Origin of the sequence: Pseudomonas sp. PDM20 (assembly GCF_014852575.3) — a bacterium.
Classification (GTDB): Bacteria; Pseudomonadota; Gammaproteobacteria; order Pseudomonadales; family Pseudomonadaceae; genus Pseudomonas.
In genome coordinates this window covers 5124669-5138845 of record NZ_CM181224.1, presented here as the reverse complement: position 1 = coordinate 5138845, position 14177 = coordinate 5124669, and the positions used below count along the sequence as shown (strand labels likewise).

Genomic DNA, 14177 nt, shown 5'->3' with positions numbered 1-14177 from the left:
GGTTATTTGCGCTGGGTCGCGTCCGCGCGCACCCGGCAATGCTTCACGGCGGCTAGTTTGAGCGTAGCCGCCTGAGCGTGACAACCCTGGAGTGTCCGGTTTGATTGTCTTCCGTTACCTGTCCCGTGAAGTGCTGATCACCATGAGTGCGGTGAGCGCCGTGCTGCTGGTCATCATCATGAGCGGCCGTTTCATCAAGTACCTGGCGCAGGCGGCCCAAGGCCTGCTCGATCCGGGTTCGCTGTTCATGATCATGGGCGTGCGCCTGCCGGGCTTCCTGCAGCTGATCCTGCCGCTGGGCCTGTTCCTCGGCATTCTGCTGGCCTATGGCCGCCTGTACCTGGACAGCGAGATGACCGTGCTCACCGCCACTGGCATGAGCCAGCAGCGCCTGCTGGCCATTACCCTGGCGCCGGCGCTGTTCATCGCCCTGCTGGTGGCCTGGCTGAGCCTGTGGCTGGCGCCCCAGGGCATTACCCAGATGCAGTTGCTGCTGAACAAGCAGGATGCGATGACCGAGTTCGACACCCTGGCGCCGGGGCGCTTCCAGTCGATGCGCGATGGCACGCGGGTGACCTATACCGAGACCCTGGCCAACGAGCGCACCGAACTGGGTGGTGTGTTCATTTCGGACAAGAACCGCCCGCGCAATGGCAAGGACGGCGGCACTTCGGTGCTGGTCGGCACCACCGGCGTGCAGGAAATCCATGCTGACGGCAGTCGCTACCTGATCCTCAAGGACGGCTATCGCTACGACGGTACGCCCGGACAGGCCGATTACCGCGAGATCAAGTACGACACCTACGCTGCCCTGCTGCCCAAGCCGGAAGTGAGCAGCGAGATCGACGACCGCGACGCCATTCCCACCTCCGACCTGCTGGGCAGCGACGATCCTCGCATGAAGTCGGAGTTGCAGTGGCGCCTGTCCATCCCGCTGCTTGTCTTCGTGGTGACCGTGCTGGCCGTGCCGCTGTCGCGCGTCAACCCGCGCCAGGGCCGCTTCCTCAAGCTGCTGCCGGCCGTGCTGCTGTACATGGCCTACCTGGCGCTGCTGATCGCCGGGCGCGGCATGCTCGACAAGGGCAAGATTCCCATGGCCCTGGGCCTGTGGTGGATCCACGGGATATTCCTGGCCATCGGCCTGTTGTTGTTGTACTGGGAGCCGCTGCGTCTGAAGCTGGCCGCCAAGCGAGCGAAGTCGGGCGGAGTGCTGAAGCATGCGTAAGCTGGATCGTTACATCGGCACCACTGTCTTCGTTTCCATTCTCGCGGTACTCGGGGTGATCCTCGGGTTGGCCGAACTGTTCGCCTTCGTCGACCAGCTGGGGCAGATCAGCGACACCTACACCCTTGGCGAGGCGCTCAAGTTCGTCCTGCTGACCGCGCCGAGCCGTGGCTACGACATGCTCCCCATGGCCGCGCTGATTGGCTGCCTGGTGGGCCTGGGTACCCTGGCCAGCAACAGCGAGCTGACCATCATGCGCGCCGCTGGCGTGTCGCTGCAGCGCATCGTCTGGGCGGTGATGAAACCGATGCTGGTGCTGATGTTCGCCGGCATCCTGGTGGGTGAGTACGTGATTCCCTACACCGAAACCGCTGCCCAGAGCGGTCGCGCCCTGGCGCAGAGCGGCAATGGTTCGCAAAGCTCGAAGTCGGGCCTGTGGCACCGCCAGGGGCATGAATTCATCCATATCAACGTGGTGCGCCCGGATGGCGTGCTGCTGGGCGTGACCCGCTACAACTTCGACGACAACCGTCGCCTGCAGAGCGCGAGCTTCGCCCGTCAGGCGGTGTTCGAGAACGACCAGTGGCAGTTGCAGGACGTGACCACCTCGGTGCTGCACGCGGCTGAAAAGCGCAGCGAGGTCGTAAGCAAGCCCAGCGAGACCTGGAACATCCAGCTCAGCCCGCAACTGCTCAACACCGTGGTGATGGAGCCGGAGGCGCTGTCCATCACCGGCCTGTGGAACTACATCCATTACCTGCAGGACCAGGGCCTGAGCTCCAACCGCTACTGGCTGGCGTTCTGGACCAAGATCCTGCAGCCGCTGGTGACCGCTGCCCTGGTGCTGATGGCGATCTCGTTCATCTTCGGCCCGCTGCGCAGCGTGACCCTCGGCCAGCGCGTGTTCACCGGGGTGCTGGTGGGCTTCACCTTCCGCATCGCCCAGGACCTGCTCGGCCCGTCCAGCCAGGTGTTCAACTTCCCGCCGCTGCTGGCGGTGCTGGTGCCGGCGGCGATCTGTGCTTTCCTCGGCACGCTGCTGTTGAAGCGGGCGGGCTGAGTCCCATCGCGGGGTAGAACCCGCGCCCGCAAAAAAGCCGGCAATCGCCGGCTTTTTTATTGCCCGGGGTTTCAGCCCCGCCCCTGCGATGCCTTGCGCACCGCCTTGGGGATCTGGATCACCACGCTTTCCGAGTAGCGGTCCTGCCAGGTGCGCTGGTCCTTGTCCCAGAGCATCCAGAGGAAGCCCAGGCCGGCGCAGCCCCAGGACGCGATGGCGATGACGAAGCGCAGCAGCGCCTGCATCAGGGTGATGCGCGTGCCGTTGGCGTTCTGCACACGAACGCCCCAGACCTGCATGCCCAGGGTCTGGCCGCTGTGGGTCCAGAACTTCGCGAAGAAGGCGAACACGCTGATGAACAGCAGGCTGGACAGCAGCGGGTCGCCGGTCAGCGCCCCCTGGTCGGCCAGCATCCGGAGCTTCTCGCTGCCATAGATCAGGCGCAGGAAGCCCTGCTGATAGGCCAGCGTCACCACCATCAGCAAGGCCACGCAGAGCAGGAAGTCATAGAACATCGCGGCAAAGCGACGGAGGAGCGTGGCGGGCGGGAAGTTCCCCGCGGGCTGGAGCTGCTGCGGCTTGGACATGGGCGTCTTCAGTGGCGATCAGGATGGATGGGGCGGGGATTATACGGATTCCGCCGCGCGGCGCCCGGCGGCGGTGGCTGTTCTAAGCTCAAACCACGTCGCTGCCCATGGGGGAGTGGCAATGCGTCGCAGGTCGCGGCGCCGTCAAGCAAGGAACAAGGATGCCGCTTCGCAACTACACCCGGCGCCGGCTGCTGCCTCGCCTGGTCTTCTCCCTCTCCATGGCCCTGCTGCCGTTGCTGCTGGGCAGCGCCATCATCTATTGGCAGGCCTTGCGCACCCTGAGCGTCGAGGCGCGTACTGCTTCGAACGAGGCCGTTCGGCTGTTCGACGTGATGCTGAGCAATGCGGCAGGGGCCGCCCAGGTGGCTCTGCTGCATGTGGACGAGGGCTGCGACGAGGCGACGCTCGTCCTGCGCGAACAGGTGGCGGTGGTGCCGTTCGTCCGGTCGGTCAATCTGACTCGCGATGACCAAATCTATTGCACCTCGCTGTTCGGCGATTTCGAGGCGCCGCTGGATTCGAGCCTGTATGTCGCCGGCCGGCTGCGGATGATGGCCGGTAACGAGATCACGCCGAACTACGCGCTGTTGATCCTGCGGCGTGTCGAAGGACGCCACGCCGCGCTGGCGACGGTGGATGGACGTTACCTGAGCAACACGCTGCAACTGGTCGATCAACGCAGCGACCTGCAATTGCAGGTCGGCGGGCAGTGGATGGACGAGGAGGGCAGGGTGTTCGACGGCAAGCCTGTCCGCCTGCCGCTGGGGCATGTCGAACTGACCTCCGAGCGATTCCCCTACAAGGTCATCGGCGGCTTCCCCGAAGGGGCGCAATGGCGGCACATCCACGAAGACGCGTTGCCGCTGGTGGCGTTGATGCTGATGCTGGGTGGTGCATCGGGCGTGGCCTGCTACTGGCTCTGGGGGCGTTCGGCGACGCCAAGCCTGGAGCTTGAGCGTGCCTTGCTCGCCGGGGAGTTCGTGCCGTACCTGCAGCCGCTGGTCGATGCCCGGGACGGCCGCTGGGTCGGTGCGGAAGTGCTGATGCGCTGGGTGCATCCGCGCGAAGGCATGGTCGGCCCCGACCTGTTCATCCCCATGGCCGAACGCTCCGGACTGATCGTGGCGATGACCCGCGAGCTGTTCCACCAGGTCGCCGATGGGCTGGCACCGCACGGGCACCTGCTGGGCGAGGGCTTCCATCTGAGCTTCAACATCAGCGCCCGGCATTGCACGGAGCCGGGGTTGTTCGGTGATTGCCGCGACTTCCAGGCGCGCTTCCTGCCCCATCGGCCGGAGTTGACCCTGGAGCTGACCGAGCGCGAGCTGATCGTTTCCAGTGAGGTAACCGACGAACTCTTCGACAACCTTCATGGCCTGGGCGTCAAGCTGGCCATCGACGACTTCGGCACCGGCAATTCCAGTCTCGCCTACCTGCATCGCTTCAAGGTGGACGCGCTGAAGATCGACAAGAGTTTCGTGGCGATGATTGGCGTGGATGCCCTGTCTTCGCACGTTCTGGACAGCATCGTCGAGCTGTGCGGCAAGCTGGACCTGATGATCATCGCCGAGGGTGTGGAAACCGAGGAGCAGCAGGACTACCTGGCCCTGCGTGGGGTGGAGGTACTGCAAGGGTACCTCTTCGATCGACCGATGCCGCTGGCGGCATTTGTCCAGGCCCTTCAGGGCCGGTCGCTCGGGGGCTGATGCCGGCTTGCCGTCCCTGTTGCGGTGAAGGGGCGGCGCGCTGGGGAAATTTTCCAGCTTGTGGAGCGGATGTGAACAGCCGGCTGTTCCTGTCTGGGAGCTGATTGACTCGATAGTTAGCTGATGAATAGTCGGATAAGCATAGTTTTAAAGATGTAATGGTTTCTCGTTCGTTATTGCGAGATGGCTGCTTTTTAATAGGTTATCAGTGCTGATGTTATTAACTTGAAATGCACTATGGAGAGTTTGATTTTACGTTTTTTTCACAACTTCTTCATGTGTATTTCATGAATGGTACGGTTGTTCTTTATATTGCTTTTCTGGCTGGCTGTCGGGTGTTTGTTTTGATGCGGAAGTGCCTGATTTACAAGCCTTGCTGCCCTCGCGATGTTTCGTTCTAATGCCCGGATTCAGAGGGTGTTGGTATTTTGGCGCTCCGGAATTGGCCCTCTTTTCGTTAGCTATTTTTATATATGGCGATACGTCGGCGACGACTGGTATTGAATTACTGTGTCGGCGGGGTGGCGATTCGCCATTTAACTAATAGAGTCTTTGAAAAAGGCCCCGGCAAAGAGAGTCTCGATAATGCCTGTTAGTTCCCGTGGTTTTACCCTGATCGAGTTGATGGTGGTGGCGGCGATAGTAGCGATCCTGTCTGCAATCGCTTACCCCAGCTATCAGCAGTACGTCATCCGGGGCAAGCGGTCCGCGGCCCAGGCGCAGATGATGGATATCGCCAACCGCCAGCAGCAGTACCTGCTGGCCAACCGCGCCTACGCCAGCAAGTTGGCGCTGGAAAGCGGCGGCTATGCGCTGCCCAGTGAGGTGTCGGGCAACTACAGCTACGACATCACCGTGGGCAGCGGCACACCGCCGACTTTCACCATCACCTTCACCCCGAGCGGCGGGCAGGCCAGCGACGGCAACCTGACCCTGGCCAGCGACGGCACTCGGACGCCATCGGCGAAGTGGTGATCAACATGATGACCTCCCGGCACCGCGGCTTCACCCTGATCGAGCTGCTTGTCAGCATCCTCATCATCTCGCTGGGCCTGCTCGGCCTGGCCAAGCTGCAGATGCGCATGCAGCTGTCGGACATGGAGTCCTACCAGCGCGCCCAGGCGCTGCTGCTGCTCAATGACATGTCCAGCCGGATGAACGCCAACGCGAAGAACTCCTCCAGCTATGTCACCGGCAGCAGCTCGCCGGTGGGAGCGGGCATGTCCTGTCCGACCAGCAGCGGGACCCGTCAGCAGGCGGACCTCGCTGACTGGTGCAACAGCCTGCAGGGCGCGGCGGAAGTGGGCGGCGGCAGCGTGAAGGCCGGCGCCATGCTCGGCGGGCGAGGCTGCATCGAGTCGCTGGGCAGCAATCAGTACCTGATCACCGTGGCCTGGCAGGGCATGTCGCCGATCTCGGCGCCGCCTTCGAGCGTGGCGTGTGGCAGTAACAGCTACAACGGCAGCTCCGGATGCAGCAGCGACCTGTGCCGGCGCGTGGTCACCACGGTTGTGCGGGTGGCCTCGCTATGAGGGGCGTATCCCGCCACAGGGGCTTCACCCTGGTAGAGATGATGATCGCAGTGACCATCAGCCTGCTGATCATGGTCGCGGTGCTGACGCTCTACCTGAACCTGCGCCGGACCAGTGACGACATGGCCCAGACCAACTCGCTGATCGAGAATGGGCGCTTCGCCGTGGGCCTGCTGCAGGAAGACCTCGCCCACGCCGGGTTCTGGAATGGCTATGTACCGCAGTTCGATGACCTGACCGCGACCGATCCGCCGGCCGATTACCCGACGGCGTTGCCGCCGGTGTGCTCGGCCTTCTCGACCTGGACGCAGCAGGACAGGATCAACTCCGTCGGCATCGCGGCACAGACCTTCTCCGCGGTGCCCCCCGGTTGTTCGGCGATAGTCACCAACCTGGCGAGCAACTCCGATGTGCTGGTGGTGCGGCATGTCGATACCTGCTCACCGGGCGTTGGCAATTGCGATGCACTGGCAGCCGGCAAGGTGTATTTCCAGTCGTCCTTCTGCAAGAACGAGACCCTCGGGGCCTTTGTGCTGGACACCACCGGGTTCACCCTGACGAGCCTCAATTGCCTGACCATCGCCGAGCGTCGCAAGTTCGTCATCGATCTGTATTACGTGCGCGATTACGCGGTGAGCGCAGGCGATGGCATACCGACCCTGATGCGCTCCACCTTCGATCTTTCCGGTGGGGCCACGCCGGCCAACGCGCTGCAGGCAGCAGTACCGCTGATCGAGGGGGTCGAGGCCTTCCGCGTCGAGCTGGGCCTGGACAGCCTCAGCAAGTCGAACGATCCGACCGATTACCTCGCGGCGCCGCATTGGGATGACCCCAATACCCGGGTCACCGTGACCAACCGTGGCGATGGCTCGCCCGACGGCAGCTTCGTCCATTGCGGGGCCGGTTCCTGCACGGTGGCCCAGCTGGCGAATGTGGTGGAAGCCCGGCTCTACGTCCTGGCTCGCGCCCGCACGCAAACCGCGGGCTACACCTCGGACAAGACCTACGCCCTGGGTAGCTCCACCCTGGGCCCGTTCACCGATGGCTACAAACGGCATCTGTTCACCTCCAGCGCCACGCTGGTGAACGTATCCCGTCGGAGGCAGACGCCATGACGACGCAGCGCAATTCGAGAGCCCAGCAGGGCGCGACCCTGGTGGTCGCCCTGGTGATGTTGCTGATGCTGATGCTGATGGTCGGCAGCGCCTACACCCTCAGCGGCACCAATCTGAAGGCAGTGGGCAACATGCAGTTCCGCAACGAGGCCATTGCCGCGGCTGATGTCGGTATCCAGCGGGTCATCGGCTCGGCCTTCACCGCCGCGCCGGCGGCCGAGCAGCTCAATGTCGACATCAATAACGACGGTACCACCGATTACCAGGTTTCCATGGCGTCGCCGGTGTGCATGAGCGCCAGGCCGAGTCCCTCCAATCTGGCTTGTGGTGGTGGCCAGGCAGCCATGTGTTCCACGGGATGGGACACCGTCTGGGGGCTCAACGCCGATGTCACCGATGCCGTGACCGGCACCTCGGTAAGAGTGCGTTCCGGGGTGCGGGTGCACCTGACCGATTCGCAGAAAGTCGCCGCGTGCGGAGCATGAACATGAACAAGAGCTGCCAGGCCGGAATGCTCCGGCGGATTTTCGCCCTCTGCCTCCTGTGCGTCGCCCAGTCGGCCGTTCGTGCCGAGGACATCGACCTGTTCGTCGGCACGCCCACCGGTGCCACGGACGCGCCCAACGTCCTGATCATCCTGGACAACACCGCCAACTGGACCACGCCGTTCAGCAACGAGATGACTGCGCTGGCCTCTGTGGTCAACGGGCTGCAGGTGAACAAGTTCCGCGTCAGCCTGATGCTGTTCAGCGAGACCGGCAGTGGCAACAAGGGTGACGACGGCGCCTATGTGCGTGCCGCCATGCGTCTGCTCGACAGTTCGACCAAGCCCAAGTACCAGGCGCTGGTCAGCAGCCTGGACGTGGGGAGCGACAAGTCCAATGGCGGCAAGATCAGCAAGGCCATGGAGGAGGCCTGGCTGTATTACTCGGCGGGCACGCCCAATTCCGGCAACCAGAAGGTCAAGACCGACTTCGCCGGCAACGCCAGCGGCACCACCGCATCCAACGCGATCTATGCCCTGAGCGGCAACGCCCTGGCGTCGAAGGACGCCACCACCTACAACAACCCGATCGTCGCTGGCTGCGCGAAAAACTTCATCATCTACATCAGTAACGGCGCGGCGCAGGACAACACCAACGATATCAAGCAGGCGACCAGTGCATTGACTGCTGCCGGGGGCAATACCACGGCGATCCCCATTTCCCCCAGCGGCTCGCAGGACAACATGGCCGACGAATGGGCGCGCTTCATGAAGAAGAGCACCCAGGCCATCACCACCTACACCGTGGATATCAACAAGGAAACCACCGGCCAGGGCCCGGGTTGGACCGCCCTGTTGAAGAGCATGGCCAACGTCAGCAGTGGCAAATATTTCGACGTGACGGCCAGTGGCACGCAGATATCCGATGCGCTGAATGCCATCTTCTCTGAGATCCAGGCCACCAACAGCGTGTTCGCCTCCGTCACCCTGCCGATCAGCGTCAGCTCCCAGAGCACCTACCTGAACCAGGTGTTCGTCGGCATGTTCCGCCCCGACTCCGATTCCTTCCCGCGCTGGCCCGGCAACCTCAAGCAATACAAGGTGGGCGTGGTCAGCAGCCAGCTCACCACGGTGGACGCCAACGGCAACAGCGCAATCAACAGCGGCACCGGTTTCATCACCGAATGCGCCCGCAGCTTCTGGACGCCCACCTCGCTGGACAACTACTGGGCGTTCAAGCCCCAGGGCAACTGCCTGACCGTGACCGGCTCCGACGTGTCCAACTATCCCGACGGCAACATCGTCGAGAAGGGCGCCCAGGCCTATGTATTGCGCCAGGCCAGCTCGCGGACCATGAAGACTTGCGACCCCACGACCTGCACGACGCTGACCAACTTCAACACCGCCAACACGGCCGTCACCCAGGCCCTGCTGGGGGCGGCAGACGCCACCGAGCGGACCAACCTGATCGGTTGGGCCATCGGCGCCGACAATCAGGACGAGAACCTCAACGCCAACGTCACCGAGATGCGCTCCTCGGTTCACGGCGACGTCGTGCACTCGCGCCCCGCGGCGGTCAACTACGGAACCACGTCTTCACCCCTGGTGGTGGTCTACTACGGCGCCAACGACGGGCTGTTGCACGCCATCAACGGCAACCGCAGCGGAACCGTCGCGGGCGTCTCGGCCGGCAGTGAAATCTGGTCGTTCATGCCGCCGGAGTTCTACCCGCGGATCAAGCGCCTGCGGGACAACACCACCACCATCAGCTTCCCCGGCCATACCACGGGCACGCCCACGCCGCAGCCCAAGGACTACGGCATGGACGGCTCGGTTTCCGTGGTGCAGCAGGGCACCAGCACCTGGATCTATTCCGCCATGCGCCGCGGCGGCCGCTCGATCTATGCCTTTGACGTCACCACCCCGGCCAGCCCGACCCTGAAGTGGAAGATCGGTTGTCCCAACATGGCCAATGACACCGGCTGCGGTACTGGCCTCAGCGGCATTGGGCAGACCTGGGCGACGCCGGTTCCCGTCCTGGCGCAAGGCTACGGCAGCGGTGCGTCGACGATCCTGGCCATGGGCGGTGGCTACGACAAGTGCGAGGACGCCGATCCCAATACCTGCACGGCGACCTCCAAGGGCAATCACATCTATCTGCTGGATGCGGATACCGGCGCCTTGCTGAAAACCTTCGACACCGATCGCGGGGTCGTCGGCAGTGTCGCCCTGGTCACCAACAGCAGCGGCCTGATCGCCTACGGCTATGCCTCCGACATGGGCGGCAACGTCTACCGGATCTCCGGCGTCGATGCCTTCAGTGCCATCGGCAGTACCCCGCCGGCCAACTGGACCATGACCAAGATCGCTTCCCTGGGGTGCGCGACGGCGACTTCCTGTACAGCCAACCGCAAGTTCCTCTACGGCCCGGAGGTGGCCTCCGTCAACGGCGAGTACGTGATCCTGCTGGGCTCCGGCGACCGTGAGAAGCCACTGCTGACCTACACCTCCGCCGCCAGCGTGGCGAACCGCTTCTATGCCCTGCGCGACAAGCCCAGCGACGTCAACTGGCTGACCCTGGAGAACGCCACCTGCGCCGCCAACCTGATCTGCAACAGCTCGCTGCTGCCCATTACCTCCACGGCAACGCCCACCAATACGCAGGTCGCGGCCTACCCCAAAGGCTGGTACCTGGGCTTGCAGTCGACCGAGCAGGTAGTGACCTCGGCGCTGCTGCTTTACAACAACATCACCTTCAGCACCCACCAGCCTGCCGTGGCCAGCCCCACCAGCTGCTCCAGCCTGGGCACCGCGCGCGTCTACAACATCAGCTACCTGAACGCCGCAGGCACCGGCGACCAGCGCTTCGGCGTCATCTCCGGCGGCGGCCTGCCTCCGTCACCCGTGGCGGGGCGCGTACAACTCGACGACGGCAGCCTGAGGGACTTCATCATCGGCGGTTCGTCCGATTCGCCACTGAAGGTCTCCGAGCCGACCGCGCCGGGCACCAGTCCGCAGCCCAAGTCCTGGGTGTTCTGGGATATCGAGCGATAGGAGGGCGGGCCATGAACGCGATCAACAGACGCCCGGCCAATGGTTTCACCTTGCTGGAACTGATGGTGACACTCGCGGTGCTGGCCATCCTGGTCGGCATAGCCGTGCCTTCGCTCAGCGATGCGACCCTTACCGGCAAGCTTGCCTCCAGTGCCAACGATCTGGTGGCGGGCGTCGCCATGGGGCGCAGCGAGGCGATCAAGCGCAACACGGTGACCAGCCTGTGCGTATCCAGCAATGGCACCAGTTGCGGCTCCGGGGGCTGGGAGCAGGGCTGGATCGTGATTTCCGGCTCCACCGTGATCCAGAAACATCCCGCCGCGCCGACGGGGTTCAAGGTCACTTCCAGTGTCGCCAAGATCGATTTCCAGCCCAGCGGCGTGGGCAATACCCAGGCGAGCGTCACCGTCTGCCGCTCGGCGCCGTCTGCCGGCGCCCAGGAGCGAGTGGTCAACGTCAGCGCCACGGGGCGTGCCTACGTCAGCAAGACGACGACAGGTTCCTGTTCCTGATGCGATGAAACTGCTCCTGCCAGCACCCGGCAGGGAAATCGCAGACAACAAAAAACCGGCCCGAGGGCCGGTTTTTCGTGGGTTTCGACAGTTCATCGGAACTGCCGGAACGATGTGGTGGTGCCCCGGGAGAGACTCGAACTCTCACTCTGTCGCCAGAAACGGATTTTGAATCCGCCGCGTCTACCATTCCGCCACCGAGGCAATGGCGCGGCAGTATAGGGAGGCGCTCTGCGCCGGTCAATCGGCTCGCATGGTCAGAAATCGGCATATCCAGTAAGATGTGCGCCCCTTCGAGAAAGCTCCCCCATGCGCGTCGCTGACTTTCATTTCGACCTGCCCGAGGCGCTGATCGCCCGCCATCCGCTACCTGAACGCCGCTCCAGCCGTCTGCTGGTGCTGGACGGTCCGAGCGGCGAGCTCAGCCACCGGCAATTCGCTGACATCCTCGGCTTCCTCAAGCCGGGTGACCTGATGGTGTTCAACAACACCCGGGTAATCCCTGCCCGCCTGTTCGGCCAGAAGGCTTCCGGCGGCAAGCTGGAAATCCTCGTGGAGCGCGTGCTGGACAGCCACCGCGTGCTGGCCCACGTGCGTTCCAGCAAATCCCCCAAGCCGGGTTCAAAGATCCTCATCGACGGCGGTGGCGAGGCCGCGATGCTGCAGCGCCACGACGCGCTGTTCGAACTGGGCTTCAGCGAGGACGTGCTGCCCTTGCTGGAGCGCGTCGGCCACATGCCGCTGCCGCCTTATATAGACCGTCCGGATGAAGACGCCGACCGCGAGCGTTACCAGACCGTCTATGCCGAGCGCGCGGGCGCCGTGGCCGCACCGACCGCCGGCCTGCATTTCGACGAGGCGCTGCTGGAATCGATCCGCGCCAAGGGCGTGGATACTGCCTTCGTCACCCTGCACGTCGGCGCCGGCACCTTCCAGCCGGTGCGCGTGGAGCGCATCGAAGATCACCACATGCACAACGAATGGCTGGAAGTCAGCCAGGACGTGGTCGATGCCGTGGCCGCCTGCAAGGCGCGCGGTGGCCGCGTGGTCGCCGTCGGCACCACCAGCGTGCGTTCGCTGGAAAGCGCGGCCCGTGACGGCGTGCTCAAACCGTTCAGTGGCGACACCGACATCTTCATCTTCCCCGGGCGGCCGTTCCACGTGGTCGACGCCCTGGTCACCAACTTCCACCTGCCCGAATCCACCCTGCTGATGCTGGTCTCCGCCTTCGCCGGCTACCCCGAGACCATGGCCGCCTATGCGGCGGCAGTGCAGCAGGGCTATCGCTTCTTCAGCTACGGCGATGCCATGTTCATCACCCGCAACCCGGCACCGCGCGGCCCCGAGGACTGATCCATGAGCTTCATGAAATTCGAACTGCTGGCCACCGAGGGCAAGGCCCGTCGAGGCCGCCTGACCTTCCCCCGTGGTGTGGTGGAAACCCCGGCGTTCATGCCGGTGGGCACTTACGGCACCGTGAAGGGCATGCTCCCGCACGACATCGAGGGCATCGGCGCGCAGATCATCCTCGGCAACACCTTCCACCTGTGGCTGCGCCCGGGTACCGAAGTGATCCAGAAGCACGGCGACCTGCATGACTTCATGCAGTGGAAGGGGCCGATCCTCACCGACTCGGGCGGCTTCCAGGTGTTCAGCCTGGGCGCGCTGCGCAAGATCAAGGAGGAGGGCGTGTACTTCGCCTCGCCGGTGGATGGCGCCAAGGTCTTCATGGGCCCGGAAGAGTCCATGGCCGTGCAGCGTGCGCTGGGCTCGGACATCGTGATGATCTTCGACGAGTGCACCCCGTACCCGGCCGAGTTCGACGTCGCCAAGCGCTCCATGGAGCTGTCGCTGCGCTGGGCCAAGCGTTCGAAGACCGCCCACGGCGATAGCCCGTCGGCGCTGTTCGGTATCGTCCAGGGTGGCATGCACGAAGAGCTGCGCATGCGCTCGCTCGAAGGCCTGCAGGAAATCGGCTTCGACGGCCTGGCCATCGGCGGCCTGTCGGTGGGCGAGCCCAAGGAAGAGATGATCCGCGTACTGGACTTCCTCCCGCGGCACATGCCGGCTGACAAACCTCGTTACCTGATGGGTGTGGGCAAACCCGAAGACCTCGTGGAAGGTGTGCGCCGGGGCGTCGACATGTTCGACTGCGTCATGCCCACCCGCAATGCGCGCAATGGCCACCTTTTCGTTGACACCGGGGTGATCAAGATCCGCAACGCGGTGCACAAGCACGATGAGTCTCCGCTGGACCCGACCTGCGATTGCTACACCTGCAAGCACTTCTCCCGCGCCTACCTCTACCACCTGGACAAGTGCGGCGAAATGCTCGGCAGCATGCTCAATACCATCCACAACTTGCGGCATTATCAGCGGCTTATGGCTGGTTTGCGCGAGGCAATCCAACAGGGTACATTGGCGAACTTTGTCGACGCCTTCTACGCCAAGCGCGGCCTTCCCGTGCCGCCGCTGGCGGACTGACCTTATTCATCGAAAAAGCTTTGAGACAGGAGTTTCCAATGAGTTTTCTGATTCCCGCTGCCTACGCTGACGCCGCAGCTCCCGCCGCTGCTGCAGGCCCGGCCGGCACTGGCTTCGAGTGGATTTTCCTGGTCGGTTTCCTGGTCATCTTCTACCTGATGATCTGGCGTCCCCAGGCCAAGCGCTCGAAAGAGCACAAGAACCTGCTGTCCGGCCTGCAGAAGGGCGATGAAGTCGTCACTTCCGCCGGTATCGCCGGCAAGGTGACCAAGGTCGCCGAGGACTTCGTCGTCGTCGAGGTTTCCGACAACGTCGAGCTGAAGTTCCAGAAGGCCGCGATCGCCGCGACCCTGCCGAAAGGCACCCTGAAGGCGATCTGATCCTCCACCTAGAAACCCAACCGACGGGGCGCAAG

13 protein-coding genes and 1 tRNA gene are annotated in these 14177 nt (G+C 63.8%); 12 read left to right on the top strand and 2 right to left on the bottom strand.

Going from position 1 to position 14177, the window contains the following annotated elements:
• Positions 1-100 precede the first annotated feature (100 nt).
• Both lptF and lptG read left to right on the top strand, forming a co-directional pair.
• A complete protein-coding gene (gene lptF, locus IB261_RS23660; protein WP_151188145.1) occupies positions 101-1225 on the top strand; it encodes an LPS export ABC transporter permease LptF in 1125 nt (374 codons plus the stop codon).
• Entirely contained in the window at positions 1218-2285 is a 1068-nt protein-coding gene (lptG, locus tag IB261_RS23655; RefSeq protein WP_081516041.1) for an LPS export ABC transporter permease LptG, read from the top strand. The genes lptF and lptG overlap by 8 nt, the downstream gene beginning before the upstream one ends.
• A 71-nt stretch (positions 2286-2356) precedes the next feature.
• On the opposite strand, the gene IB261_RS23650 is transcribed toward lptG, so the two are convergent.
• Positions 2357-2872, bottom strand: coding sequence for an RDD family protein (locus tag IB261_RS23650; RefSeq protein WP_081516039.1), 516 nt, complete (start codon positions 2870-2872; stop codon positions 2357-2359).
• Positions 2873-3033: 161 nt separating this feature from the next.
• On the opposite strand from IB261_RS23650, the gene IB261_RS23645 reads away from it, so the two are divergent.
• From IB261_RS23645 to IB261_RS23615, 7 genes are all read left to right on the top strand, one after another.
• The gene (locus IB261_RS23645) at positions 3034-4581 is read left to right on the top strand and encodes an EAL domain-containing protein (RefSeq protein ID WP_081516037.1); all 1548 of its coding nucleotides are present in this window, start codon (positions 3034-3036) and stop codon (positions 4579-4581) included.
• 585 nt (positions 4582-5166) lie between these two features.
• Positions 5167-5556, top strand: coding sequence for a type IV pilin protein (locus IB261_RS23640; protein ID WP_192381033.1), 390 nt, complete (start codon positions 5167-5169; stop codon positions 5554-5556).
• A gap of 5 nt (positions 5557-5561) precedes the next feature.
• On the top strand, positions 5562-6113 hold the full coding sequence (gene pilV, locus IB261_RS23635) for a type IV pilus modification protein PilV (RefSeq protein WP_081516432.1): 552 nt from the start codon (positions 5562-5564) through the stop codon (positions 6111-6113).
• A gap of 41 nt (positions 6114-6154) precedes the next feature.
• Positions 6155-7228, top strand: a complete 1074-nt coding sequence (locus tag IB261_RS23630; RefSeq protein ID WP_494515520.1) for a PilW family protein — start codon at positions 6155-6157, stop codon at positions 7226-7228.
• Entirely contained in the window at positions 7225-7713 is a 489-nt protein-coding gene (locus IB261_RS23625; protein ID WP_081516031.1) for a PilX N-terminal domain-containing pilus assembly protein, read from the top strand. The genes IB261_RS23630 and IB261_RS23625 overlap by 4 nt, the downstream gene beginning before the upstream one ends.
• A gap of 2 nt (positions 7714-7715) precedes the next feature.
• Complete coding sequence (locus IB261_RS23620) at positions 7716-10766, top strand: pilus assembly protein (protein WP_225605908.1); 3051 nt, start codon at positions 7716-7718, stop codon at positions 10764-10766.
• Positions 10767-10777: 11 nt separating this feature from the next.
• Complete coding sequence (locus IB261_RS23615) at positions 10778-11278, top strand: GspH/FimT family pseudopilin (protein WP_081516029.1); 501 nt, start codon at positions 10778-10780, stop codon at positions 11276-11278.
• Between the two features lie 118 nt (positions 11279-11396).
• On the opposite strand, the gene IB261_RS23610 is transcribed toward IB261_RS23615, so the two are convergent.
• A tRNA-Leu gene (locus IB261_RS23610) sits at positions 11397-11482 on the bottom strand.
• Between the two features lie 105 nt (positions 11483-11587).
• Here IB261_RS23610 and queA point away from each other — a divergent pair.
• The 3 genes from queA to yajC are packed head-to-tail and all read left to right on the top strand — an operon-like array spanning position 11588 to position 14142.
• A complete protein-coding gene (queA, locus tag IB261_RS23605) occupies positions 11588-12631 on the top strand; it encodes a tRNA preQ1(34) S-adenosylmethionine ribosyltransferase-isomerase QueA (RefSeq protein ID WP_192381034.1) in 1044 nt (347 codons plus the stop codon).
• A gap of 12 nt (positions 12632-12643) precedes the next feature.
• A complete protein-coding gene (gene tgt / locus IB261_RS23600; RefSeq protein ID WP_138215487.1) occupies positions 12644-13762 on the top strand; it encodes a tRNA guanosine(34) transglycosylase Tgt in 1119 nt (372 codons plus the stop codon).
• Positions 13763-13800: 38 nt separating this feature from the next.
• Entirely contained in the window at positions 13801-14142 is a 342-nt protein-coding gene (yajC, locus tag IB261_RS23595; RefSeq protein ID WP_017522301.1) for a preprotein translocase subunit YajC, read from the top strand.
• Positions 14143-14177 lie beyond the last annotated feature (35 nt).